This is a genomic window from Fibrobacter sp. UWR4, assembly GCF_003149045.1.
GTDB lineage: Bacteria > Fibrobacterota > Fibrobacteria > Fibrobacterales > Fibrobacteraceae > Fibrobacter.
Genome location: NZ_QGDU01000003.1, coordinates 68,500 through 94,749, shown reverse-complemented (window position 1 = coordinate 94,749; position 26,250 = coordinate 68,500). Strand labels below are relative to the sequence as shown.

Annotated in this window: 24 protein-coding genes; 6 read left to right on the top strand and 18 right to left on the bottom strand. The window is 48.4% G+C overall.

The window, feature by feature from the left end:
- Positions 1-9: 9 nt before the first annotated feature.
- On the bottom strand, positions 10-312 hold the full coding sequence (locus tag BGX12_RS02125; RefSeq protein ID WP_109734448.1) for a hypothetical protein: 303 nt from the start codon (positions 310-312) through the stop codon (positions 10-12).
- A gap of 417 nt (positions 313-729) precedes the next feature.
- Positions 730-2,268 (bottom strand): DUF2779 domain-containing protein, encoded by a 1,539-nt coding sequence (locus tag BGX12_RS02120; protein WP_109734447.1) that lies wholly within the window; start codon positions 2,266-2,268, stop codon positions 730-732.
- Positions 2,269-2,686: 418 nt separating this feature from the next.
- Here BGX12_RS02120 and BGX12_RS02110 point away from each other — a divergent pair, with 418 nt between their 5' ends.
- On the top strand, positions 2,687-3,328 hold the full coding sequence (locus tag BGX12_RS02110) for a sigma-70 family RNA polymerase sigma factor (RefSeq protein ID WP_109734445.1): 642 nt from the start codon (positions 2,687-2,689) through the stop codon (positions 3,326-3,328).
- Between the two features lie 38 nt (positions 3,329-3,366).
- Here BGX12_RS02110 and BGX12_RS02105 read toward each other — a convergent pair whose 3' ends face one another.
- The 3 genes from BGX12_RS02105 to BGX12_RS02095 all read right to left on the bottom strand — a co-directional run bounded on the left by BGX12_RS02105 (position 3,367) and on the right by BGX12_RS02095 (position 6,602).
- A complete protein-coding gene (locus BGX12_RS02105) occupies positions 3,367-4,524 on the bottom strand; it encodes a hypothetical protein (RefSeq protein WP_109734444.1) in 1,158 nt (385 codons plus the stop codon).
- A 178-nt stretch (positions 4,525-4,702) separates the two neighbouring features.
- On the bottom strand, positions 4,703-5,284 hold the full coding sequence (locus tag BGX12_RS02100; RefSeq protein ID WP_109734443.1) for a hypothetical protein: 582 nt from the start codon (positions 5,282-5,284) through the stop codon (positions 4,703-4,705).
- A 100-nt stretch (positions 5,285-5,384) separates the two neighbouring features.
- On the bottom strand, positions 5,385-6,602 hold the full coding sequence (locus BGX12_RS02095; RefSeq protein ID WP_109734442.1) for an FISUMP domain-containing protein: 1,218 nt from the start codon (positions 6,600-6,602) through the stop codon (positions 5,385-5,387).
- A 148-nt stretch (positions 6,603-6,750) separates the two neighbouring features.
- Here BGX12_RS02095 and BGX12_RS02090 point away from each other — a divergent pair, with 148 nt between their 5' ends.
- Positions 6,751-7,836: a BamA/TamA family outer membrane protein gene (locus BGX12_RS02090; protein WP_109734441.1), complete on the top strand. Its 1,086-nt coding sequence runs from the start codon at positions 6,751-6,753 to the stop codon at positions 7,834-7,836.
- Between the two features lie 91 nt (positions 7,837-7,927).
- Here the strand turns inward: BGX12_RS02090 and BGX12_RS02085 are convergent, their stop codons facing one another.
- The gene (locus BGX12_RS02085) at positions 7,928-8,320 is read right to left on the bottom strand and encodes an NADH-quinone oxidoreductase subunit A (RefSeq protein WP_109734440.1); all 393 of its coding nucleotides are present in this window, start codon (positions 8,318-8,320) and stop codon (positions 7,928-7,930) included.
- Between the two features lie 68 nt (positions 8,321-8,388).
- Here BGX12_RS02085 and BGX12_RS02080 point away from each other — a divergent pair, with 68 nt between their 5' ends.
- Positions 8,389-9,282 (top strand): FISUMP domain-containing protein, encoded by an 894-nt coding sequence (locus tag BGX12_RS02080; protein ID WP_109734439.1) that lies wholly within the window; start codon positions 8,389-8,391, stop codon positions 9,280-9,282.
- A gap of 515 nt (positions 9,283-9,797) precedes the next feature.
- Here the strand turns inward: BGX12_RS02080 and BGX12_RS02075 are convergent.
- The gene (locus BGX12_RS02075; RefSeq protein WP_109734438.1) at positions 9,798-10,127 is read right to left on the bottom strand and encodes a hypothetical protein; all 330 of its coding nucleotides are present in this window, start codon (positions 10,125-10,127) and stop codon (positions 9,798-9,800) included.
- Positions 10,128-10,170: 43 nt separating this feature from the next.
- Positions 10,171-11,073: a glycosyl transferase family 2 gene (locus BGX12_RS02070; protein ID WP_109734437.1), complete on the bottom strand. Its 903-nt coding sequence runs from the start codon at positions 11,071-11,073 to the stop codon at positions 10,171-10,173.
- 116 nt (positions 11,074-11,189) lie between these two features.
- Here BGX12_RS02070 and uvrC point away from each other — a divergent pair, with 116 nt between their 5' ends.
- Positions 11,190-13,055 carry an excinuclease ABC subunit UvrC gene (gene uvrC, locus BGX12_RS02065; RefSeq protein ID WP_109734436.1) on the top strand — a complete coding sequence of 622 codons (1,866 nt, stop codon included), beginning with the start codon at positions 11,190-11,192 and terminating at the stop codon, positions 13,053-13,055.
- 583 nt (positions 13,056-13,638) lie between these two features.
- On the opposite strand, the gene BGX12_RS02060 is transcribed toward uvrC, so the two are convergent.
- The 3 genes from BGX12_RS02060 to BGX12_RS02050 are packed head-to-tail and all read right to left on the bottom strand — an operon-like array spanning position 13,639 to position 16,236.
- A complete protein-coding gene (locus tag BGX12_RS02060) occupies positions 13,639-14,646 on the bottom strand; it encodes a hypothetical protein (protein WP_109734435.1) in 1,008 nt (335 codons plus the stop codon).
- A 52-nt stretch (positions 14,647-14,698) separates the two neighbouring features.
- A complete protein-coding gene (locus BGX12_RS02055) occupies positions 14,699-15,130 on the bottom strand; it encodes a hypothetical protein (RefSeq protein WP_109734434.1) in 432 nt (143 codons plus the stop codon).
- Between the two features lie 26 nt (positions 15,131-15,156).
- Entirely contained in the window at positions 15,157-16,236 is a 1,080-nt protein-coding gene (locus BGX12_RS02050) for a hypothetical protein (protein ID WP_109734433.1), read from the bottom strand.
- Between the two features lie 239 nt (positions 16,237-16,475).
- On the opposite strand from BGX12_RS02050, the gene BGX12_RS02045 reads away from it, so the two are divergent.
- Positions 16,476-19,295, top strand: a complete 2,820-nt coding sequence (locus BGX12_RS02045) for a glycoside hydrolase family 43 protein (protein WP_158278140.1) — start codon at positions 16,476-16,478, stop codon at positions 19,293-19,295.
- An 85-nt stretch (positions 19,296-19,380) separates the two neighbouring features.
- Positions 19,381-20,064, top strand: a complete 684-nt coding sequence (locus BGX12_RS02040; protein WP_109734431.1) for a formate/nitrite transporter family protein — start codon at positions 19,381-19,383, stop codon at positions 20,062-20,064.
- 97 nt (positions 20,065-20,161) lie between these two features.
- On the opposite strand, the gene BGX12_RS02035 is transcribed toward BGX12_RS02040, so the two are convergent.
- The 7 genes from BGX12_RS02035 to BGX12_RS02010 form a co-directional block, all read right to left on the bottom strand.
- Positions 20,162-21,157 (bottom strand): bile acid:sodium symporter family protein, encoded by a 996-nt coding sequence (locus BGX12_RS02035; protein WP_109734430.1) that lies wholly within the window; start codon positions 21,155-21,157, stop codon positions 20,162-20,164.
- Between the two features lie 25 nt (positions 21,158-21,182).
- Positions 21,183-22,205, bottom strand: a complete 1,023-nt coding sequence (locus BGX12_RS02030; RefSeq protein ID WP_199220722.1) for an ADP-ribosylglycohydrolase family protein — start codon at positions 22,203-22,205, stop codon at positions 21,183-21,185.
- A gap of 459 nt (positions 22,206-22,664) precedes the next feature.
- On the bottom strand, positions 22,665-23,135 hold the full coding sequence (locus BGX12_RS02025; protein ID WP_158278139.1) for a hypothetical protein: 471 nt from the start codon (positions 23,133-23,135) through the stop codon (positions 22,665-22,667).
- Positions 23,136-23,274: 139 nt separating this feature from the next.
- Positions 23,275-24,000: a hypothetical protein gene (locus BGX12_RS15265; protein WP_146196219.1), complete on the bottom strand. Its 726-nt coding sequence runs from the start codon at positions 23,998-24,000 to the stop codon at positions 23,275-23,277.
- A 170-nt stretch (positions 24,001-24,170) separates the two neighbouring features.
- Entirely contained in the window at positions 24,171-24,308 is a 138-nt protein-coding gene (locus BGX12_RS15425) for a hypothetical protein (RefSeq protein WP_158278138.1), read from the bottom strand.
- Between the two features lie 14 nt (positions 24,309-24,322).
- Entirely contained in the window at positions 24,323-24,772 is a 450-nt protein-coding gene (locus BGX12_RS02015) for an ATP-binding protein (protein WP_109734427.1), read from the bottom strand.
- A gap of 234 nt (positions 24,773-25,006) precedes the next feature.
- Positions 25,007-26,119, bottom strand: coding sequence for a YhcG family protein (locus tag BGX12_RS02010; protein ID WP_109734426.1), 1,113 nt, complete (start codon positions 26,117-26,119; stop codon positions 25,007-25,009).
- Positions 26,120-26,250 lie beyond the last annotated feature (131 nt).

Below are 26,250 nucleotides of genomic sequence, written 5' to 3'. Positions count from 1 at the left end.
CTTATATAACTAAAAGTATCTCTGAATCAAGGCTTCGGCCATATCGTGAGCTTCAGGATGCTGATTGTTCACATATGTGGAATCACGAATTTCTTCCAGGGCCCTACGGTCCATTTCGCCATCAATGATTCTTAGAATGCCGTTCACTCGAGCTTGAGACCAGGCTTCATCCCGGTCTTGTCCCAAATTGAAAACACGTCGCACAAGCCCCGGCTTGTCTTCACCATTCCAATTCTTCACGAGTTCGTAGGCCTGCAAAAAAGCCCACTTACCAACAGTCGCGATTGCACTTTTATACTGCGCTTCGGTCATAATTTCATCTCCTAATGTTTTAAAGCATCTTATTATCGTAACGGAGATAATAAAATGTCAAACAAAATATTCTAACCTTGCCGATCTCAAGCACGATCTCTACATTGCAGCGCATATTAGAACATGCGTTGCTTTATTTTATCCCCGAATAAAAGAGCCCCCCCCCCGATCAGGTCGGGGGTGACAGAGTTTCACTTCTAGCTTTCTAGATGCCGCAGTATAAAATCAACAGCCACACGCACATATCCATCAGAATGCGCTAGAGCATGATCAACCGTTTGGCCACATAAAACGCCCTTGTTTTCATTTACAAGATTAAAGCTTCGCATCATTGTTTGCGCCCTAAAACCTCGAGATTCTTGTCCTAGACCAAGGATTTGAATTTCAATATTGCGGAAACTTAGCCCCTCAAAGAGATTATACTCTCTTATCGGAAATCTCCCACAATTTGTCTAGTACTTTTACAAGGGCAAAAGTATCTAGGCCACAATAATCCAGGAGATTTTGCCTAGTACGGGCGGCGTCTTCAGGACTCATATCCTTGATTTTCAGGAAAATATCCGAAGCCTCCACGCCATTGTGGACTCCGTCAAGGTTATGGTAGTCCAATTCCGGATCATTGGGGAAAAGGGCAGGCAGCACCGACTTGATGGAGAAGGAATTGTTCATGGCAGGCATGTAGCAAAAGCCCTTCTTGAACGGTTCCAGCAAATCCTTAATATGGTCGTGGATATTCATCAAATGTTCCGACAGGTCCGGGAACATGGAGGCCAGTTCCTTAAGGCGGGCCTTTTCAAAATTCATGTTATACGCCACCACGCAAGCATCCCTCGGTATATCCCGACAGATGCTTTCGGCAATCTTTCGCAAGGGATTTTCCCCGGACTCCGCCAGAAATTCCTTATGAGTAGGAGCTGCACCAGGTTCATTCTGGATATGCAGCGAATACTGGAAGGGAATCTGCTGATAAGGGCGGGTATTCTGGAACACAGGAACGGTCGGCTGCACTGATTCAAAATCAAAGAAATACAAGGGATAGGTCAGCCCACTTATAAATTCCTGAAGCTGATGTTTGTCAATATGTTCCCGATTTTCAATAGTACAATCGACAATCATGCGCTGGACATCGTTCAAGCGTTCATTCCTAAGTTCAGAAAACTCATACCTTCCCTGCTGAATACACTGCCAACGCACTCCCCTGCGGTCATCGTACAAATCAAGGACCGAGGGTTTGGGCATTTGGCTTGTACAGTACCCCCAAAAATTGCAGTCATAAGGGCTTGAGCAGCTTTTGCTGATAGGAACCTGTGGTTCCGTCTCGGAGGAAAGAGTCTGGCGGGCTTTCTGGATATTTTCCTCAATGTGCGCATATTCACTGGCCACGTATTCGGACATATCCTTAATACTAAAAAGGCGCTTTACGTCAAGATCACCTTCCAGAACATATTCATGATTGATGCGAACCAGATAGGTTCCAACCACATGAATGCCGCAATGTTCCAAAACATATTTCTGCAGAGCAATGTCCTGGGCATAGCACTGCATCTTTGACATTTCGTCCTTACTGTCACTGGAGCTTTTTACTTCATAAATTTCGTAGCCAATTTCTGTCTTACGCAAAATATCCACGGCACAGTAGCAACCTTCATAACTAAAAGATGCTTCGCAGATATTCTGTACATTATTAGCCAAGCATTCCTTGGTCTTCTGGATCATGGCAGAATAGTCAAGGCCTTTTTCCGGAGAATTGTCAACATAGGTAGTCACTTCCACGAAGTCGCCGAAAATTTTCATGGCCAGGTCACCCACCTGATTTCCGATTTCAAAACGTTTTTGCGCCGACGCCGAAATTTCAGCCAGATCAGGACGATAGGTGTTCAACCAAAGATTCTTGGGACACTTGCAAAAGTTGGTGTATTTAGATTTGGACAATCCAGTTTTAGGTTCAAAAGCCATAGCGATTCCTCTTTTACCTATTTATCGCATCTATATATATAAATGTAATACTTTTTAAATCTAGGTACTCATATATAATAGGAACCCTTTTCAGGGAACCTATTCTTCTCTCTGTTGCCGCTTTTGAAAATGTCATATTGTGACATCTGACCAGCACTTGAAAAATGTATTTTTTATTTCATCAGAATGATTAAATAGCCCCGCGCTCTATTTTCTAAAAAAATTTCCCATACATACGTTTTTAAAAAATCGAAACCCTGGCCTTTCGATGTTTCCGCGCCTCGCCCCTTTCGATTTTCCGGCCTTCGATTTTTTGAACTCTCGCCGGCCCCATTTTTCCACTTTACTTTTTCGTTCCTCGAAACGATAAACTTTTCACCCGCGACTTTTTGCTGATTTTTAAATAGGAGAAAACACAATGGCTAAGAAGAACAACATGAACGATAAGATGACTCTCACCGATCTCTCTCTGGTTAAGAAGTTTCAGGAAGGTAATCTGGAAGCCGGCGCAGAGTTCATCACTAACCATCTGGAGGAAATCACTAAAATCTCCAGATTCCACGCCCACAGAATCTGCTACGACTACGCTCTGGGTTACGATCTGAAGGATGACTGTGTGTCCGAAGGTGTGCTGGCCGCATACGACGCTATGAAACTCTACGATTTCACCGGCTCCAGCATTATGACATTCATTAATGCGAAAATCAGGTTTGCATTCATGACTCTGAAGAGAAATAACGCTACCCACAGTGAACGCTATGTCATCGATAACGGTGATCTGGCAGAATCTCTGGAAGCTCCCGCAGAAGATTCTAGTCAGGTCTATTTTAAGGACAGTCTCGAAAAAGTGCTGGAAGCTCTGGACCCGAACTCTACCGAATGGTCTGTAGCCAGACTGTTCTATAACGCTATGGTCCGCGGGGTTAAAAGTCCCATTAACGATGTGGCCAGACAGACTGGCTACACCACTGTCGGAATCCGAAACATTCTGAAAAGGACATCTCATATGCTGCCGCAGCAGCTGTCCGGCGAAATCCAGACCATGCTCATGGCTGCATAACAGCCCCAAAGGCCCCCTTTTCAGGGGACCTTTTCTGTTTACACCAGCTGTAACGCATATTTTCGGAACGGACCCACCGAGTCGTCAGTATAGGATAACGGATCCAGCCAGATTTTATAGAAGATGTAGTCCAAAAGTATTTCTTCCATACTCTTCTCGGGAGTCTTTTCGACTTCCAGTTCCTTTGTCAGGAATTCAAGAATGGACCGGATGTTTTCTGCACGGAAGCGAAGTTCTTTTTTCAATTCCGCAATTTTGGAAGTTTTCAATTCACGTTCATCGACGAAAAACGTGAAAGTTCCTTCGTGAATTTCAAATTGCAAATCCAGCCGACCTTCCTGATGGGCATCAACAGCGTCCAGACTCATGCGCAAGGCAACTTCCAGAGACTGCAAATAAAGCCGGGCATCCTCACCAGATTTAAAGGATCCGTAGGCATCAATACGGTAGCCGCTAAAACGGACATAGGGAGAATAGCTGTACGGATGCTTTTCAAATCGATAACCTTTACCCCCTAAGGGGAAATCCATTTCCTCGGGAAACACAATCCCAGATGAAAAGTTTTTTGCCACAGATTCCAAGCCACGTTCAGTCGGGCGAGCATAATCGTGGTACATCAAATAGAATTTTCGACGCTGAACCGATTCATCCATTGACTTCCTGATAAGATAGCTGTCATGAGCGGCGGAAAAATATTCCACGTTATCAGGGTCCAGCATAATCTCTCTGACGACTTTTAGGGCATTGGTAGCACAGCACCAGACACCACGCCTCAATTCCTTTTCTTCAAAACGAGTGATAGGGCTATCCAGGGAAACCTGAGTAGAAAACTGGATTTTAATGCAGCGACCTTCCGCTTTCCAACGAACGGAATCAGGGACTACCTGCACGGTTATTTTATAACAATCCAGAATCTTTTGAGGGAGCGGAATGAACTGGACCATCTTCTCGGCATCATCAATTTGACCCACCAATTCCTTCGGCAGCTCCACGGTCAGCTCGTTACTATGAATCTGCAGGTTCACTCCATCCAGAAACTTTCGGAAAATATCGGCATCATGGGAATGGCAATTTCTAGACCAATACTTAACATCACGAGAGGGCTTCTCGAAATGGATAAGCTTATCCTTAAATTCAGCCAAATAGTCTGTAGAAGAAATTCTGATGTAATCTTTGATCTGGAACAGTTCTTTCATACTCACTATATCGTATCGACTTTATTGTTCGTAAACTCAAAACGATAACACCCAGGTACTCTCTCTCATTTGGAAGAGCGTTCCCGATGTAAAACTGGTCCATGTTCATCAGCAACATTAACGAAGCCTTTTTTAACGGCCGCTATGACAGCGACCAGGACTCCATCACCCGTGAAGGTTAGTATTCTGGTTCAGCGTCGCCGTAGACTGCGTTGCATTCTGCGGCTTCGTTTTCGCCACAGGCGAACCAGAAATCAAAATGGTCGTCCATATACTTCTGCAGGGATTCCTGGGCGGTATTGGCGGCATGTTCGAAAAGCTTGTGGAAAGTAAAGTCCTGCTTCTTGGGAGTCTTGGACTTGAGTTCCACACCCTTGATGAAACTGATCAGCTTCTTGTTGGAGATTTTCACCTGGATCAATCCCTGAAGTTTCAGGGACAGCAGGCGGCATACTTCCTGCAGGTCATTTTCGTCGTACTCGTCTTCCTTAGGGAAGAACTTGACAGAGAACGCAGAGACCAGATGGCTGTAGTCCTTCTTTTCGTAGACGATACGGCCACTAATTTTCTGATAGTCAAACTGGAAGGAAATGTACTTGTCGAATCGTTCCTTCTTTACAAGCGGTTTCAGGAATGCGTTGATACCGTCTTCCAGAGGATAGGGGCGGAAAATGCCTCTATCGTTCATGGGAACAATGTTCTGTTCGATATAGAAAGGGTCCTCTACAGCGAGTATCCCAGTCTTGACGTTATCACTCATAAAAACACCACCGTACTCGCCGCAAATATAGCTTGTTAAACAGAAAACGGGAACCGTTTTTGCGGCTCCCGTCTAGTTTTATTTTTCTTACGGCAGAGGGTTATTCTTCATCCTCGTCATCTTCGCCAGGAACCTTTACGGGATCCTTGACGCAACGGATAGAAGCGGCGTCGCTCTTGGCCATGGCCCCGAAGATGCCGTAGTACTGGGTAAAGCGAACCTGATGGGCCTTGGTCGGATCATCCACTTCGGGATTGAACGTCCAGAAGAAGCCATCCGTACCTTCGTTTTCGTACTTGAGGGTAGCGCCAAGATCCAGGCTTCCGTGACCAGCGGGATATGCCTCGTAGCCATAGATGTCCGTACCGTTACCGCCGTAGATGACCTTCTGGCCTGCAATATGAGTTTCCCTGTAGATCCAGCCGTAGGCGGACTTGAGGCCGGCGACATCCTTGAACTGGTTGTCGCTTGCATCCACGAAGTTCACCAGCTGGCGGAACTCCGTAGTATCCGGCAGGTGCCAACCTTCGGGGCAGATACCTCTGACCATTTCCGGCATTTCGTCTTCGCAGGAGAGACCGTTGCCACATACGTATTCAACATCGTCCAACACGCCGGCGGAATCAATCGCGGCGGAATAGAAATACAGGCGGCCATACTTGTCGCAATTTTCGGGAAGACCATTCAGGCAGAAGCTGGAGGAGTCGAAGTCTTCCGTTTCCTGCAGGTATCTGTAGTTCAGGTTTTCTGCCATCCAAACCTGATCGCCAACCTTCACGGTTCTGTATTCGTGACCATCGCGGAAGTCCACGAAATGATCCTGGTTAATGCGCTTGGCGATGGTGGTTTCCCATTCTTCTTCGGTACCCACATAGCCGGCAGCCACAGCCTGCTCGTAAGCGGAAGATCCGTTTAGACCATCCTGACCGTCCTTGCCGTTCCACAGGGTACCCACGCGCTTGGTGCCGCAGGTAATGTTGTAGCCCGTTACCCCGGCATTGCTTACGGTATCTTCTGCCGAGCAGCTTTCACCATTAAGGCCCATAAGGGTATCGCGAACCACCACCGTGTCCTTGTTATTCAGGATCAGGGTATCCAGGTTAACGACCGTATCGCGAACCACTACCGTGTCCACATGATTCAGGACCAGGGTATCCACATTGTTCAGGACAACAGTATCCTTGGAAAAAACATAAAGGGTGTCAACAACCGGCTCCCTTGCGGATTCCTGAGGCGCACTGGAGGAATCATCTCCACAGCCGGCCATCAAGGCCAGGGAGGCGACCACGCCCGCGCCAAAAAGTTTCTTGAAATCCATATCTACTCCTTCTAGATACGGACAAGATAGAATTTTACCGAAACGCCTGTCAAATTACCGTACAAACAAAATATCCCAAATAGTTCGTCGGCACAAGCCTGTGCCTTGCAAAAAGCAGGCGTTTTTTTGATTACTATATTAAGGAATCATGCGCTCGTTTTCCAAAAGCCTGCTTGTTGCCGCCGCTGTTGCGTCCCAGTCCTTCGGGACCGAGGACTTCCAGAGATTTACGGCACTGCCCGTCCTTGGATATAGCGAGGAGACGGAACTTCAGTATGGCGCCATGGCGATTGTCTTCCTGAAGCCGGACGAACAGAACGGGAAGGTTCCCGAAATTGATTTCATGGCCTCAGGCTCAACCCGCGGGCAGTACCAATTCCAGCTGACGCCATACTTCTACCTGCATCACGATCAGGTAAGCGGCTGGCTGGATTTCCGCTACCAGAATTGGGTTGCCAGCTACTTCGGGATGGGCAACAATCCGGATATTGACGAATACATCAATTTCGACCGTGAGAGGTTTTACTTCGGCGCGGAAATAGACTCGAAGGTCGGCGTCCCCAAGCAGTTCAAGTACGGCGCGGAGCTGCACATCGAGCATTCCCACATCAAGTTCGACTCCCCCGACGAAAACAAGGGCGGGAAAAGCACAGATAAAGTAACACCTCCCGCGGATGCCCACTCGGGCTGGCGCAACGGTGCAGGCTACCTGCTGGCCTTCGACACTCGGGACAATACCAACTGGACTCGTCACGGATTCCTGGCCCAATGGCAGCAGATGTTCTACAGCGACCATCTGGGAGACTACAGCTTCGACATGGAGACGCTGGACCTTCGCGGATACACGTACCTGTTCTGGGGAACCTCCATGGCAGTCGGCGCCCTCTGGCAGCGCTCCGGAGGCGACGTGCCCTTCGACATGCTGGCGGGCCCCGATGGAACAAAACGTTTCCGAGGCGTCGAGAGCCTGTACTTTAGGGATAGGCAGGCCATGATCCTGCAGGCTGAATTACGCAAGTACCTGGGGTGGCGTCTGGCCGGAGACATCTTCTTCGAAGGCGGAAAGACAGGTGATCACTTCAGCGAGCTGATGCGCAACAAGTGGCACCGCTCCGTAGGTTTTGGCGGCATGCTGATTCTCAATAAAAAGGAACAGCTCTACGCCCGCGGCGAATTCAGCTGGGTGGACTTCGACCACCTGGGAATGACAGTCTACATCAGACAAGCCTTTTAAGAAATCATGAATAAAAAAGAGACGGCCGCGGGAAAGAACCTGCGACCGTCCATTTTTGAGATAGAATAATCTTTGGATGTCTACCGAAGGATTAGTCCTGGACACGAGTCCAGTTGAGGACGCCCTTCTTCATGAGGTAGATATAGCCAGCTTCCAGGATCACGAGGAATCCGAGGAGGACGAACAGGAGGCTCCAGTCACCTACGAGGAACTGGATGGTCCAGGGATAGAGGAATGCCACTTCCAGGTCGAACACCAGGAACAGCATAGCAACCATATAATACTTAACAGGATAACGTTCGTTGGAAGTACCGGAAACATGGGCGATACCGCATTCGTAGGAGGTACCCTTGATTTCGGCATTCTTGATCTTACCGGGGTGGAGCAGCCAGTTGGCCAGCAGCAGAACGGTGGGGACAACGAGAGCCAGGACCACCAGAATGGTCATGGCAAAAGTGGTATCAAAAATTTCAACGTTCGTCATAGTGGGTTCAAAGATAGTAAAAAAGTTTTTTCTAATACAAGGCAAAATTGTAAACTATATTTACACATATGAAAAAGATTACTGCATTATTGGGATTTTTGGGTGTAGTAAGCATGTTTTCTGCCTGTTCCGAGACGATCAGCGAGCCTAGCTCCGACGACTACCAGGCAAATGTGGGTACTTCCAGCGCTGCAGGTTCTACCAACGCAGGCGTAAATAGTTCGGCATCCTCCGCTCCGAACACCAACGTTACCGACGATACCGGCAACAGCGGCAATACCGGGAACACGGGCACCCGTGATACCACCTTCATCAGGGATACGGTCCGTGTGGAGGCTCCGGTCAAGGATTATGTAGCGCCCTATTCCAGCACGGGTGTATTCTGTTGGAGTGCAGAATGCAGCGCCACGGTAAACAGCGCAACCTCTACGGCAACGTCCTCTGCGGCCACTATCGAAGTGAATATGTCTTCCACCATTCCCACGCCTCCCCTGGTCAGTGGGAACCAAATGATTGACCAACGCGACCAGAAGAGCTACAAGGTCAAGACCATCGCCGGCAAGATGTGGATGGAAGAAAACATCAATTACGCAACCAAGAGCGGCTATTTCTGCCAGGCCCCCGGTGGTGACGACATGTGCGCAACCTACGGTGGCTTCTACAGCTACGCAGGCGCTCTTAGAGCATGTCCGGATGGCTGGCGTTTGCCCACCGAAGCCGAAGTCACCGCTCTTGACGCCGATGTCAAACACGAATGGTGGCAGGTCGGAGGCCGCTTCAAGCTGGCTGACGACGCCATAACCGAATACGGACTCAAGGAAGAACAGGGCTACATCTGGATCCAGGCAGACGGGGAATACTCCTCCTTCCGCGTGAAGAACTACGGAGAAGACAGCCCTCACGAATTCCAGGCAGGCTCTACCGGCGAACGCGCCTACAACGTCCGCTGCGTCCAGAACTAAAGCCTGACGTCATGCCGAACCACGTCACCCTGAACTTGTTTCAGGGTCAGCTATCTCGTACCAGAGCCATTGCTGCGTAAGCAACGTTTCGGCATCGGCAGTCTCGCACATGAGCCTTTCATTAAAAAGGCCCCGGTTTTTAAGCCGGGGCCTTTTTTTTATTACGAACGGAACAGGTATGCGTCAAAAAAAGCAACTGAACCGAAGCCCAGCTGCTTTTTTATCAAGGAGTATATCTATGAAATTTAGACGTCATCAAAAACCGCAGTTTACACACAAATGAATAAACAGCACTTTTCCATGCATCCTTTTTTTGAAATAATCTCCCACCCCCAATGGTGTTAGAATACCACAAAAAAATTTCGTGCCCAAATTTAAAACAAACAAAGTAAAGTGTCAATACTTTTTTACAAGAAACTTCAAATGTAAGAAAAAAGAAAGAGCGACCGCAGTTTGTATGCAGTCGCCTTTCCAGTAGTCTTTATAATAGCCAGCGTTTTAGCTAGACGATTTAGCTAAATGTCGTCATCCACTCCGGCCTTTGCACGGGCAATGCCCTCGTCCAGCAAAAGGGAAAGGTTCTTGACGTCTTTTTCCATCGTGTCGTAATAGACCTTGGCACGACGAAGCTGTTTGCGCAATTCGAAAATCTCGGAGGTCAGCTCCACGGCGAGCAGGGCCAGGCGCTTCTTGGTATCCATCTGGAATTTCGAGGAACGTTCAAAACGGGCTTCAATGAAGTCGCCAATTTCCTTCAGTTCCGCATCGGGCAAATCCGTGCGAATCTGGATGCATTCCTGTGCGACGTCGATACTTACTGATCTGAGAGGTTCGATTTCTGCCATTATTTACTTCCTACGCCGAATGGATCGTCATCCATCAGCCAGTTTAGTCGAAAAAACTTGTTTGCCGGCCCTCCTGACCAGCAGAGGACTTTTGTTCGTCCTTTTCAGCATTTTCGTCTGCGCCATGAACTTCGACCGTGGGCAAATCTTCCTGAGGTTCTTCGTCCTTGATTTCCAGGGGAGCGACGGGGAGAGCTTCGCCCAGTTCGTTCTCGATGGTGGAAAGAAGGTTATTGAACTGTTCCTGCGCTTCCGCAAATTCGTGCGCCTGGTTCTGCGTCTGATTCTGAAGACCTTCCACCTGGCCATTCAGGGAATTGATTTCTTCCTGTTTGGCAGCGAGTTCATCGTTCTTGACGGCAATCTGGCTCTTGAGAGCATTGACCTGTTCCGCCATGTTTGCAAGGGAAACAAGTTTGTCGTTGATCTGACCGTTGAGAGAGTCGATGATGCCGTTCTTTTCGGAAACCTGACCGTTGAGAGAATCGATGATGCCGTTCTTTTCGGAAATCTGACCGTTGAGGGAATCAATGATGCCGTTCTTTTCGGAAATCTGACCGTTGAGGGAATCGATAACGCCGTTCTTTTCGGAAACCTGACCGTTGAGGGAATCGATGACGCCGTTCTTTTCGGCAACCTGACCGTTGAGTGAATCGATGACGCCGTTCTTTTCAGAAATCACGCCGTTCAGGGAATCAATTTCACTCTGCTTGGCGCTGATGGAATCTTCCTGAGCGTTAACCTGGTTGGCACGGGCATCAAGAGCTGCCTTGCAATCCATCAAATTTGCATTTGCAGTTTCCAGCAGCATGGTCTTGTCCTGGACCTCTGCGTGTGCCACGCCGAGCTGCTGCCGAAGTTTCGCATTTTCCTCCTTGAGGACGCGAACCGTTCCCAGGACCGCCTCGATCTTCTGGGAAAGGGCATTCATGTTTTCAAAATTCATCTTTGCTCCATAAGTTGAAATACTTTTGAAAATATCCACTTATAAGATAATATAAAAAGCGAACGACGATAAGCGAATTCCTAAATGTTACCGTCTTTTTTCTATTTTGGAGTTCGATGATTTCAGTGAATGAACATATCCAGCGCAGAATCGACGAACTGCCCGACCGCCCCGGCGTTTACATCATGAAAAATGCCGCCGGGAAGATCATCTACATCGGCAAGGCAAAGGTCCTGAAGAACCGCGTCCGCAGCTACTTTGACGGTAGCGACCACCAGGGACACCGTGCGGCAACCCTTATGCTGCCTTACATCCGCGACATTGAATGGATCATTACTGAAACCGAAGCGGAAGCTTTGATCCTGGAAGCGAACCTGATCCGTAAGCACACACCCAAATACAACGTGCTGCTGAAAGACGACAAGCATTTTCCATACCTGGCATTCAGCGTTCGTGAGCCCTTCCCTCGCCTATTCCTTACAAGATCCGTAAAGAAGGACAGCAACCAGTACTACGGCCCTTTCATGAGTTCACGTTATGTGGACAAACTAAAGGACATCGCGGCGAGGCTATTCGGAATTCGTGAATGCACCATGGATCTGCCGGCTCGATCGCCCCAGAGACCTTGCCTGAACTACCATATCGGTCGATGCAAGGCTCCCTGCGCTGGACTCATTAGCCAGGAAGATTATTACAAGGACGTATTACAGGCACGCCTGTTATTGGAAGGAAAGCGAGACGACCTCGTCAATATCTGGACGAAGGAGATGAACGAGGCTGCCGCCAATTTGGACTTCGAAGGAGCGGCTAAAAAACGCGACGCCATTCAGGCGTTGCAGTCCACCGGCATTCACGCCAAGACGGACACGTCCGACCCCAACCTGTCCCTGGATATTGTATCCCTGCGAAGGAACGGCAGCCTGGCCGCCGCGGTGATTCTGGAATACCGCGCAGGCGTACTTACAGGACGTAGACATTACCGTCTGAAATGCGAACTGGAAGATGACGAAACTGAAATTTTCCGTCAGATGATTTTGACCTGGTACGCCGAGGCGGAATTTATCCCGAAGGAAATCGCAACGGACGTGACGCTGCCCGAAGATGCGGAACTGCTCAGCGACGCCCTTTCGGAAAAAGCCGGACGGAAAGTCTTCTTCAACGTTCCCCAGCGCGGGGAAAAGTTAGGCTTCCTGAAATTGGCTGGCGCTAACGCCGACATGATCCTGGTGGAAATGCGCGCGGAAGTGCAGAAGTATAGTGAAATCAACCAGAGCGTATTTGAACTGCAAAAAGTGTTGGGACTGAAAAAGACTCCCTTCCGGATTGAATGTGTGGACATTTCCCACCTGTCGGGAACGAACACCGTGGCAAGTCTCGTGGCGTTCAAGAACGGCAAGCCGGACAAGGCAAACTACCGCAAGTTCATTATCAAGACGGTGGAGGGCGTTGACGATTTCGCCAGCATGCGGGAAGTCATGACCCGCCGTATCCGCCGCCTGGAAGACGAAGGGACCCCCATGCCCGACCTGTGGGTATGTGACGGCGGTAAGGGCCAGGTGGACGCCACCATGCAAATCCTGAAGGAGCTGGGGCACGACACGGACCTGCCCCTCATCGGGCTGGCCAAACGTCTAGAAGAGATCGTGTTCCCCGATGACCGCAAGAGCATCGTGCTGCAGCGTACTAGCCCCGCCCTGAAATTACTGCAGAACGCCCGCGATGAAGCCCACCGCTTCGCCATTACCTACCAGCGTAGCAAACGCAAGAAGGACCTGGAAGTGGAATGGCTGAAACAGCCCGGCGTAGGTCACGAGACCCGCATTAAGATTCTCAGCAAGTACAAGAGCGCCGAAGCCTTCATGGCCGCGCCCCTGGAGGATATAGAACTCCTACTAGGCAAAGTCCGCGGCAACAAACTGAGAGAACAGGTGGCAGCCTACTGCGAAGAGTTCATCACCCCCTTCAAGGATGAAGAAGCTTAAGGTCATGCTGACGTATGGTCCTGCTTGTCATGCTGACGAAGGTCAGCATCAGCTTTTTCATCCTGAATAACAAGCCGATGCCGAAACGTTGCTTACGCAAAACGAGGCTCTGGCACGAGATAGCCGACCCTGAAACAAGTTCAGGGTGACGTGGTTCGGCATGACTTTAGCACCGCATCTATTCCGTTTTGGAATGAGTAAGAAAAAGTTATCTCGGGTTTTGGGTTGTTTTATGTTCCCGAATTAGGTATATTACGTCCAGGCATCCCCACGGATCAATGCCCGATCTAACAGTATTATTAAAGCTCGTCGCTCTTATGGTACAGTTTAGGCCCACGGCTCCCTGTCACGGCTTGACCGCGCTTCAAAGCTTAAAAAGGTGGGAAAAACGAAATCCGAAGGCACTGCTATCTTTTTACAAAAAGTAGCTTCGAGTATTTTGCCGTGTCGTGGATGCCTGATTTTGAACAATGGGGCTTCGCCCCCTTGAACCCCTTTCCCAAACGTCAGGGAACCAGTTATCATAACTGAGGGTTTATTTTAAAAAGAGCCCCACTCGCAGGAGTGGGGTTCGTTTTTTTTATTACTTGCCGCAAGCGTCAAGGCTTCCGATTTCCTTCAGCAAGAAATCACTGGAATTTTCAAATCTTAACTTGATTCGAGCAATCTTATCGAGAACGTCTTCCACAGAGCAATCGCCAGGGCAACCCCATGGTATACGGTACATTTTCCACGGAACATTTACGGTGGTAACGGTTTCTGATGCAGGGACCGTTGCCTTATAGTTAATGTACTCGTAGGAGGCCTCATCCTCCGGGCCCAACTCGATGTAGAACGGGCCTGTAGAGGAGTAAGTCAGGCAGATGCCTTCCCACTTCGTAATGTCAACACCTTCCTGATTCTCACTCCAGATATTGAAACCAAAACCGACAAAGCCATATTCATAAGCGGGACCGATTTGGATATCCGCCTTAATACCGCCGTACTTTACGTTCAAGGGGCCGAAGAAATTTCCAAATTCATCTTCTACCACATCTGACGGGAACACAATCTTGGAGTCTCCATTATTAGGCCAAGCGTTGTCATCATAGCTATACCAGTAGCCAGAAGATTCTTCTGGAGAACCCGTAATCACACGACCTTCAGTATCATCACCCTTCCAGAGGAAAGATGCCTTGAGCTCCCCGGTAGATTCCGCAGAGGAACTAGGTTTTACAGAGGAACTTGAAGAAGAACTTGAGCTTATAGAAGAACTGCTGGACTTTGGCACATCGGCCCCTGAGTTACCACAAGAGCCCAAACGGCCGATGGAATACACATAGAAATCGCTGTTTTCGTAGAACCGCAACTCAATGGCCGCCGCATTCTGAACAGTCCAAAGGGTATCGGTAGAAGGCGACTTGCTTACGTCATAGAGACCAAACGCACTCCATGGAACGTTAATCATAGAAAGGTCCTTCGTTTTCGGCAATTCATATCCGAAATTGTTGCTTTCAAGAACAAGCGGGCTTCCCGACGGCGCCAGTTCCAACGCAAGTTTTCCGGTGGATGAATAAACCAAGCAGACGCCTTCCCAACTGGAAATATCCATGGGTTCGCGCCCTTCACTTACGAGGTTAAAACCGATACCAACAAACGGATTGCTATAGGCATCTCCAAGCGTCGCCGTCCCCTGAATTTTTTATATCCAATTCCGAACCGCAGAAAAAGTTTCCTCCGCAGAAGAAATGGCTATATTCGCCACCATCATCTTTGTCGGCTTCAACATCGTAACTCAACTTAATATCTGAATTTCCCTTGTAAGGTTCCATACTATCGGAGAACATGAACCAATAGCCTGCAGTTTCCTCATCGGAGCCTGTTTCGATTTTCCCATCATCATCACTTTCGCACCACAAATCTCCACAGAGATCTTTAGAAAGGTTGGAAATGGGGAGAAGCGGAACATTTACAGGCTCGTTATTTTCCGATTCGTTATTTACGGGTTCAGAACTTGTAGAATTGGAATCACCACAAGCCCACAGACAAGCGAAAACCGCAGTGGACGCAAGCGTAGTAAGAATTTTATGATTCACGATTTAACCTCCTAATCATTTATCACTTAAGCCGGAGCCACACGCCAACAGGGGCTATAGGCTCCATACTCGCCAATTCCAAAGATAGTGAATTCAGCGGACGACGTAAATTTAATTCTGATTGAAGAAATAGATTTTAAAGCTTCTTCCAAATTCACAACGACACCCAAATCTGACTCCTGCACAAATTTTGACCAGGGGATATCAACTGTAGTCAGACCACTCTTCTGGGAAATTACAGCCTTATAATTGTTATATCCCGTCACTGTTTTTTCATTTTCAGAAACCAGTTCCACAACAAAGTCTTCCGTCGAGGAATATGCAAGGCAGAGACCTTTGAGTTCAGAGATATCCACGCCCTCCCTATGTTCACTATAGAGGTCAAAACCTACCCCTGCATAAGGTTTTTCATACGCGTCGCCAATGTCAGCCTTCGCCTTAATGCTTCCATAGGTCTCAGCAAGTGGCCCAAAGAAGTTGCCCCACTCGTTAGCTTCAACATCAGACGGGAATAAAACCTTGGAATTGCCCTTGTCCAATGAGTTGTTATCACTGAAAGCATACCAATAACCAGCAGATTCTTCTTCGGAACCCGTCTGAACACGACCTTCGATACCATCTCTCCATTGCAAAATGGTAGTCTTATATGCAGGATGGGTCCCTACAGCTTCTGTGGTATACGGAGATACATATTTGTATTCCTTGTAGCCGTCACCAACAACCGAGGAACTGCTGTGAACAGAGGAACTAGATTCGATAGAACTGCTAGACTTTACAGAGGAGCTGGATTTTGCAAAGGAACTGGAAGACTTTTCATCCTTTGATCCTTCCGCCGGATCATCCTTGGAAGGCTTGTCGGGCGAAGTTTCCTTGACGGTCCAGGAACCATCTACACACTTATAGATCTCACTTTCGTCCGAAACGAAAATTTCTTGACCTTCACGTTTTTCAGAACACACCTGAAGGTCATCAAAATTCTTTACGACATTATCATAAGACGGATTACCGGCAGAGCCGCTATTATCCGGGGATACAGAAGAACTGGAATCGTCACAACCACAAAGAACAGCAAGGGTCATTGCGGACAGTAAAACCATCTTTTTCATAGAAGAATCTCCTACACACTATCAACCCCAATGTATATAAAAAACCACCAAAAATCACAAAAAAATCAGTTTTTCCAAAAGCAGAGGGTTCGACTACCTCGGAAAAAGCAACAGAAGATAAATGGATACAGTCGAAGTTGTCCAGGAACAACAGCATTTCTTTCAAGAGGACCTTTTTTACAAAAATGAGGGTAATTTTACGGGAAAGGGGCTGGTATACCCCTAAAAAAAGGATGTTTATGGGTGTTTTGAAAATTGTAGCACTAGCTGCAAGTGTTTCGCTTGCCAGCTCTGTGGCTGTTCACGATCCGTCGGTAGTCATCGTCTATAAGGATGCCGCCGGCAATTCCTATCCGGAAAATGATGCGGGCAAGACTCGCGATAAGTTCTACTACATATTCGGGACCATGAATGGGGCGGCCTATTCCAAGAATATGCTGGACTGGACCGAATTTACCCCCAAGTTCAGCGCCGGCGGCAAGGCTACCTCCAGCTTTTTGGATGCATTCAAGGCGGCCGCCGACTGGTCCGGCCACAAAACCAGCGATGCAGTGAAGGGTAACATGTGGGCCCCGGACATCATCTGGAACAAGAAGATGGGCAAGTGGTGTCTTTACACCTCCATCAATGGCGACGACTGGATGAGTTCCATTGTCCTCCACACTTCCAATAAGATTGAAGGCCCCTACGAATACGCCGGCACCGTGGTATACGGCGGCATGGATACACAATCCGCAGGCAAGGCCGGCAATCTGGATTACCAGAAGGTGACGGGTAGCGCCACTATTGACAGCCGTTACTACATGGCAAACAACGGCACTACCAATTTGGGCAAGTGGGACGGCGGCTACGGAGTCAGCGCTATCGACCCTAACGTGTTCTACGACGAAGACGGCATCCTGTGGATGCTTTATGGATCCTGGAGCGGGGGACTTTTCCTGCTGAAACTAGATGATTCCAACGGCCTTCGCGATTACAGCTACAAGTACGAAACCAAATGGGAAGGTGCCGCCTTCAAGAGCGCCATGACCAGCGACCAGTACATGGGTATTCATGTAGGTGGCGGCTATTATGTGAGTGGCGAAGGATCCTACATCCAGTATTTCAAGGATGCAGATGGCAACGGCTACTACTATCTGTTTATCAGCTACGGTTTCTACAGTCCTGACGGGGGATATTCCATGCGAGTGTTCCGTAGTAAGGACGTGAAAGGGCCCTACGTGGATGTGGATGGCACCTCCGCACTTTTCAGCAGGTATATTTACAACTACGGGCTTACAACCGACCACGGCTTCCCCATTATCCAGAACTACAAGTGGAGTTTCTGGCCCGACGGTAGCGCAGAAATTGCGGACGGCCACAATTCTCTACTTCGAGATGAAGACGGTTCCATGTATCTGGTTTACCATCGCAAGATGGATAACGGAACTGCATGGCACAACGTGGAAACCCACCAGCTTTACTTCAATAAGATGGGCTGGATCGTGGCTGCACCTTTTGAATACAAGGTGGGCTTCGGCATGACAAAAACGGCGTTTGACGAATCCCAGATTGCAGGGGATTTCAAGATTATCATGCACGATCCCTACGCACAGGCCGATGGCAAATTCCCCATCAATACAGAAAAGAACCTGCAGCTCAATGCGGACGGTTCCGTGACGGGAGCTTATACAGGTAGCTGGAAATACGATTTTGCCAAGGGCCGTCAGTACATCACCTTCGAAATGAACGGAAACACCTACGAAGGCGTTGTTCTGGAGCAGCAGCAGAACGATATAGGCAAGGCCACCGTAACGTTCTCCGCCATGAACAAGAACGGTTCCCGCGCTCTGTGGGGTTATCGCGTTCCCAAGACGGAAACCGTTAACGAGACTAAGTATTACGGCGGAGCAAAGACCGTTGGCGACAAGAGCAAGAAAACAGCCTGGGACGCCTACGACGATTTCGCCAAGGTTAGTGTCTCTGGAAATTTCGTTACGGAATTTGACTTTACCAACTATACGGAAGCTAAAGAAAATTGGAACAACTGGGTGCTCGTCTTCAAGAACGGCGACAACACTTGGTACCTGCGGGCTGACGCCTATTCTGTGGAAACCTTCAGCGGAAGTAACGTAGGATACTACGGTTCCTGGGGCACGGACTGGGAAAAATTCAAGACCATGTTCAAGAACGGCAAGGTTAAGATCCGCGCTGTGAAGGACGGAAACGTCATTAACGTTTATGCCTTCCTGCAGGACGCAAATTGCACCTCGGGAACTGCGGGTGCCGCCGGCAAGAACTGCGCCAATGAATTAGTGTATCGCGTATCCGCCACAAATGCACCTTCGGGAAATTACGACATTTACCTGGGTGCAGACGCTGCCTATCTGGACGTGAGCCGCATTGCCTACGGCTCTCAGGCGGACCGCATCTTCGTGGGAACCCTTGATGCAGGCGGCGTCTATAACGCAGGCTTTAACGCCCTGAAGAGTTCCGACTACAAGGTAAACGGGGACTTCAACGTGACTTTCAATTTCAGGAATTACGGCAACGGGGCTGCCTCCGAAAACTGGGACAACTACGTTATGCGTTCTTCCGCAGGGAACGCCACCACATTGCTCCGCGCCGACGCCTACGCCATGGATAACGCAGGAACCATGGAGTTCAAGTACGACTGGAACTGGGACGACTTCAAGTCCATCATGCGTAACGCAAACATCGCCATGAACGTTTCCCGCAAGGGCGACGTGGTGACGTACAACGCAAGCATCGCAGGCGAAAGCGGGAAGAGTTACAACTACCAGGCAGTAAACTCCGGCGCTTCCAAGAACGAAATGTCCCTGGGATTCACCTGCGAAAAGAGCGGCGTGGACCTGCTGCGAATTGCAACTAACAGCGTAGTCGGAGATTCCATACCCGAGTCTGGAACATTGAACGTTCTCCACCAGATTAACTCGGGAATCACAGGCGGAAACTCCTGGAAGTTGGAAAGAAAGAATAATTCCATCCAGCTGCGTAACGAAAGTTCCCGCGGAACACGGTACTTCAACATTTTGGGCAAAAACATCCGGATGAAATAGCATACAAACTTTCTCTCTCTAAAACATCCATCAAAAAAGCGCTTGCGGCAAAATCGCAAGCGCTTTTATTTTGTAACTTTAGATTATGATTAAGTCAATTTTTGCTGGCCTCATGATTAGTGTGGGATGCGTGAGCTTCCTTTCCGTCGAAAACAAGATTGCAGGAACGTTCCTGTTCTCCCTGGGTCTTTACACCATCATCCTGCTGAAATTCGACTTATTTACCGGCAAGGTGGGCTACCTCTCTACCAACCGAAACCTGGATTACCTGAAGTATCTGGGCAAGGTCTGGCTTGGAAACCTGATCGGCACCTGCCTTGGCGCGGCCACCGTGGCGGCCACCCGCCTTACCATTAGTACCAGCGCACTGGTGGCCATCAAGCATAACGACAACCTGCTGAGTCTTCTGATTCTGGGAGTGTTCTGCGGCATGCTCATGTTCATCGCCGTAGAAGGATACAAGCGCTGCAGCAACCCGCTGATTGTAGTGCTTCCCGTCATGGGATTTATCCTTTGTGGCTTTGAACACTGCATTGCCGACATGTTCTATTTCGCCTTCGCCATCATCAAGGAAATTACTGGCGGAATCGCGAATGGGAGCGTCGCCGGAAATGTTGCCGGGAACGTCGCTGGGAACGTCGCGGCCTTTGGCGGCGCCGCAGAAATCGGCAGCACCCTGTTGCGACTGGCGGTGATTACCGTAGGCAACCTTATAGGCGGATGCGCCGTTTGCTACGCCAGCGTGAACATCAACAAAGACGCTCAGTAAACAACCTAAATTTTATACAGGAAAGGCCCGCATTTTCGCGAGCCTTTTTTAATAATTCTATAAGTATTGCATTTTCACACTGCAATTTTTATAAAAATCATTTGGATTTTTTCTTGTCCAGTTTTGCAAAGATGCCGGCAAGAACCGTTCCGCTAATGGAATGATAGGCGCAGCTGATGGCGCAGGGAACCACACACAGGGCAGCGTTGGAATTGGCAGCAATGTTCTCGGGATTGGCAAAGAAGGCAGCCGCAAGCACAGTAGCCATGCCCGCATTCTGCACGCCAACTTCGATGGCGATGGTGCGCTTTTTTGCGGTGGTGAACTTGAGGACGCGTCCCACGCTGTAGCCCAGCACATAGCCCAATGCATTGTGGCAGAACACCACCGCCAGTACCCAAAATAACAGGCTTATACCGTTTGCCAGCAAATGAGGGCGAACCGTCACGATAACGCCACCCACAATAAGCGCAAGTCCAATGACACTAACGCTTGGCATGTTGGCCTGCAGTTCCTTGAATCCGTCGCGATGCCCCAAAAAGTAATTGCAGAGAAAACCGATCATCACGGGGCCGATGGTCACATAGAGAATGTTCAGGAACATGCCCACCGCATTCACATTGATGCTGGTGTCCGCAAGCCACAAGACTAGCAGCGGAGTCATGATGGGAGCGAGCAAGGTGCTGACGGTCGTCATTCCCACGGAGAAAGCCACATCGCCTTTTGCCAGGTAGCTCATCACATTACTGGAGACGCCACCGGGGCAGCAGCCCACCAGAATGATACCTACAGCGAGATACGGATCCAGTCCGAAAACTTTCGTAAGGCACAGGGCAACCAGCGGCATGATAGTGTACTGAGCCAAGGCGCCAGCACAAATATCCAGCGGGCGCTTCGCCAGGTTCCTGAAATCTTCAACGCGAAGGGTCAATCCCATAGACAGCATGATGACGCCGAGAATCACGGAAGAGACATTGCCGCGAACCCAGGCGAAAGTGACAGGAGCAAAGAAGGCAACCACCGCGCAGGCGATTACAAAAAGAGACGTATAGGTGGAAAGAAAACGGGTCACCGCCCTGATTACTTTAAGCATGGCCCAAATATAGAAAGGTTCCGTCTTACTTGCTAGCCACAAATTTCTGAAACCGGATTAGCATTTTCAGCATCTGTTCATCCAGGCGGTTGATGGTCTCCTGCTGGATTTCTGCAGGGATGCCGTAGACGGCTTCTGCCATAGAGCAAGCGATACAGCAAAGGGTATCGCTGTCGCCGCCCAACGAAACAGCCAGGCGGGCAACCTCCTCAAATGAATTTCCCTCGCGGAAGGCGCAGAAGGCCTGAGGCACCGTATTCTGGCAGGATTCATCCATGTGGTAGGTGGGTCGAATTTTATCGCAGGTCATCTTGCTGATGGGGTATCCGTAGGTACGTTCCACATAGTCGAGGATTTCTTCCTTGGACTTACCTGCACGCCCCAAGAAGATGGCGGCGGCGACGGCCTTTGCGCCCTTGATTCCTTCGGGATGGTTATGGGTGACGCGGGCAGAAATTTCAGCAAATTTTTCAACTTCTTCCAAAGTGTCGTAGGCCCAGCCCACCGCAGACACGCGCATGGCGGAACCGTTTCCCCAGCTGTTGTAGGGTTTTGGATTTTTATCGACCAGCCAGTGACGGAAATTGCTGCCGTAGCCTGCATAGGGATAATCCTGACCCCACTTTTGCATGGAAGCGACCATAGCCTTTTCGGTAAGGGCGGGGTCAGGTTTGCGAGCATCGGGGTGGTCGCCCGCAAGTTGACCGCCCGCGAATCCAGCCATTACTGCTTCCGCCACAGCCACCGTCATGACGCTGTCATCGGTCCAGCATGACGCACGATTGAACAGCGGGAATTCCGTAGTTTTGATGTTGTTACAGTCAAATTCATAAGGTGCCCCGATGGTATCGCCGGCAATAGCTCCCAGAAGGCAAGTTTCCTTCTTCAGAGTGGGTTTCGGGGAAGCCTGATTATTTCCATGAGATTCTTCCCCTGCGCATTCCTTTACCTGGGCCGTTTTTTCATTTTCCATTTCACCCCAGCACATATTGCTTGCGGCCTTGCGAAAAATTTCCTTCATCTTCTTTGCTTTTTCCTGTTCTGTCATGATGACTCCTTTTTTTATATATATCGTCTCGACCTGCCAATTTGTAAAAATCAGGGCAAGCTCGGATTGAGCCCAGATTGTTTCCGGTCACATAATATAATCGATGCGATCAACCCAGAGGTCGCCCAAAAAGCGACAGGAAAACGCCCTCACAAAACAAAAACGGCCCCCGAAAATCGGGAACCGCCGCATAATAGATAAAATCCTTGGACTGCTGTAATCTTTTATCTATCTCGGTGAGCCAAACCTTTACAAACTCGTACAATCAATTTTTCAATGATCCAATTTTTCAATTTTCAGTGGGACTCGAGTTTTTCGTATCCGCATTTCCGATCTGCTCATTTTTGTGGCGGTGCAGTGTAAGTTTTTTTTCGATTCCCAGTCGGAAGATCTATTAAAATTTGAGTGCCTTGGCAAGTATGGCTCACCTTGCTTTTTTCGGCTTTCGCCAAAACTGTACTACGCTGATTCCACCAGCAAGTCTAATTCTTCATCCACACTAAACGAGACCATGGCCTTAGCGTTGTATTCATTGAGAGTTTCCTCGATGGTATTCATTTCACGCTTTACAGCCTTCAGTTCATCGGCCCACTTTTTAGTGTACAACGGCACCAGTTCGATTTTCTGATGCTTGCTAGCTTCATAATCATATTCATTCTTAACCAACGGTGTGGTAACAATTCGACTTCTAATATCTGCTAGCAACTTAATCGTATCCTTGCAACGATTGATTGAGTTGATCAGCGCATGGGCCCCATCGTTAGCCACGTCTACGGCTGTGGTTACCGTCTCCATCAATCCGTGCAAACGGATCAACAATTCAACGTCCCCATCCAGAGATTTAGTTTCAAACGCTTCATTGCGCAAATCCACTTCATCGACTTCAACAGCGATGGGATTGTTGGCAACAATACCCGCCATGCTACTCATCAGTTTTTTCAACTTGCCCCTATAACGAAATGCGGCTGCCAGAGTCATGTTCTTCTTGATTTCCATAAAAAACCTCTTTTTGTTTTACAATTTACTTATCGTATGAAATCAGTAAATTGTAAACGAAATTTTGATTTTTTTAGCGGGACACTTCAATCAGGTTTTTGTTGGGCTGTCGCTGGGCGTAATAGCCCACTAGAACCTGCAGGACAGATTCCTTTTCCCGCGGGACAGGGCGCCGATGGCTCATATAGTAGAGTTGCGCCGGGCAGCTCCGCAGAAATTGAATCTGCTGGTAGAGTAGCTGCAAGTTGTAAAAATCGGGACCGTTATGATTTACCGTCGGGTAAGTGGAATCTCCCAGGAAAGCGATAGCGCCACGGGACTGCTCGCCGCAACAATCGCGATCGGGTATATCGTCGCCTACAGAGAGCATCAGCGACCCTTTGGCGTGACTGCTGGGGATTGGCTCGATACGAAACCGCAGGCCGTCTTCAAATTGCAAGGGCGATTCCACAACCTGAGTGCCGCTGCGGGCGCGAATGTTCTCGTCGCAATGGCGGAAGGTCTCGCGTCCCACATAAAGATTGTCGAAGGAGACCCGCGAAAGGTTGAAGAAATGGTCCCGATGGAAATGGGAAATGATGATATTTTTCTTGAGAGGTGCGGCACCCGGCGCTACGCCAACGCAAGGCAAGTTGTTCACAAAATCCGCCGCCTCGTCGCAGGCGCCAACATCAAAAATCCACCAGGCGGTATCCCCGCGGATGGCGTATACATCTGCACTCAGCGGGTTTGTTTCGCTAGGGTTCGATGCTGGCAGATGAAGGATTCTTGATTGCAAATCGCGGAACATGATTCTCAAATGTAACTATTTAGAATGCGCAGCAAACTTTTTGGAGATTTTTTGTCACCAAAGACATCTTTTTAGAAATTTAGTGACACAAAACACAGAACACATCCTGCCACGGCTATTTAAACCGGGGCTTCAAGAAAGTGCGTGGGTAGCCCAGCACTCCAAACCAGCAACAAATGCTAGATTTGCAACATGCAATTCAGCATGTCGTTCATGAAATAGAGCGCGTTGCGGTAAGCGATAAGCCCACCATCGCGATACCTGCGGACGGTGCTGTCGAACTGGGCGTTGAGATCTTCAAGTTTTAGTGGTTGCATAGTTATTATCGGAGTCACTTTTTCAAAGAATATGTCCTATTCTTGTTCGCTCCGTTGGAGACAATTTTGCCTTCTTCTACAAGTTCTGTGATATAGTCCTTGGTACGAGAAATCTTCAAACCAATAACATCTGCAATTTCTTGAGACCGGGCTTCTTCGTGTTCAGCAAGGTATTCGACAATCATTTTCTTGAAATTTATCGCCGATTTATCGCCGATTTCTGAATTCTGTCGGCGATAAAAGTTCACTCGGAACATGTCTCCGATTTCGGTGAATTCAGGGAGAGCTACGCCGTATTCCTGACACATCGTATTAATTCGCTGGAAACCAGACCCCCATCCTTCGAGAACATGAACCTTTTCCAAAGTGCGGGCAAGAGTCTTGTTACGGACGGACGAGCGGCCACTCAAGGCCTCTTCCAAAGTCAGCGTTCCGTAAAGAGTGCCTGGCGAAGAAATCTCCACACGTTCGTCGCCTTGTTATGCGAACGACCTGCAAGCAGGTGCAAGTTTTCCAAATCAGCCTTTGTGATTTTTCGTTTGGAACGTTTTGAAAAAACCTTGCATAGAAAATCTATATCAGCATCGGTCGCCTTGAGCGAACGATACGGAAGTTCATCGTAAGAGATGTTTTTTCCGCGATTTTCAAGTTCACTAAGGGCCGCCAAATCAGCGTTGCGAGTGGTTGCCGAGGAGACATTAGCCTTCCTTAGGTCTGTCAATTAACCCCGATTCCAATTCGTTGATTGTCGGAATTAAGCCTTCAACTTTTGCAGGATATAATTTTTCAAGTTCAAAATCCGAAATACCTATTGGTTGGTTGCTCGATTCCAACGCATATTGGGCTAACAAGCGATCTTTACTCTTACAAATAAGCAGACCAATTGTAGGGTTATCCCCTTCACGCTTTAAAATGTGATTTGCGGAAACAACATATCCACCTAATTGACCCACATCTTGAAAATCGAATTCACCCATCTTGACTTCGATAACAACATAACATCTAAGAGAAAGGTGATAGAACAGCAAATCAATAAATTTTTCTTTTTTTCCGACCTGTAACCTATACTCCTTGCCCACATAGGCAAAACCAGACCCCAGCTCTATCAAGAAATTTGTGATATTGGAAAGTAAAGCCGACTTTAACTGTTTTTCGTTATACTCCTTTGTTACGCCGGCAAAAGCGAAACTATAAGGGTCCTTTGTAATTTCTTTCGCAAGATCGCTAGTTGGAGATGGTAATGTCTTCGAAAAATTGGTAATCGCCTTGCCCTGTCGCTCATATAAATTTGAATCGATCCAATTCATAAGCGAAGAACGGCTCCACCCATTTTCAACAATCTGCCCTACAAAGAAAAGCGCTTTGGGCGGATTGTCAGAGAATTTATCAATGAGCAAACGATGGTGGCCCCATGGTACTTTAGGCAATTCTTCCGCAACTTGCGGAAATATTTGCGGATACAATTCTTCCGCAACTTGCGGAAACAATTTCTTGGGATCCGAATAAAGCTGATAAAATCGCTTTGCATATCTCAAATTCCCTTCTGTCAGCCCCTCCGCATCTGGTAATAACTTTCTTAAATCGCGGCTAAGAGCGGCATAAAATTTGGTGCCATACTTATTATCTATCTGCTTTTCGAAGATGTCCTTTCCAACGCTATAATAAAATTTCAACTGCTCCGAATTGATGTGAACAGAAGCCTTGATCAAATAGCTTTTATATCTTGATGACAACTGTTTGACCCATTCAAGATAATCCTTATCGAGAATGGTTAAAGATTGTTTTTGCCCGTTTTCACTTTTTCTACTCATGCAAGACCTCTCGCCCTAAATATACTCACAATCAGATGTCACAAAATGTCAAACCGGCGTTTTTCCGAAAAAAAACATTTTCTCGTCTAAAATTTTGCCGTTTTTCGTTCAATTTCGCCAATTTTCGTCTA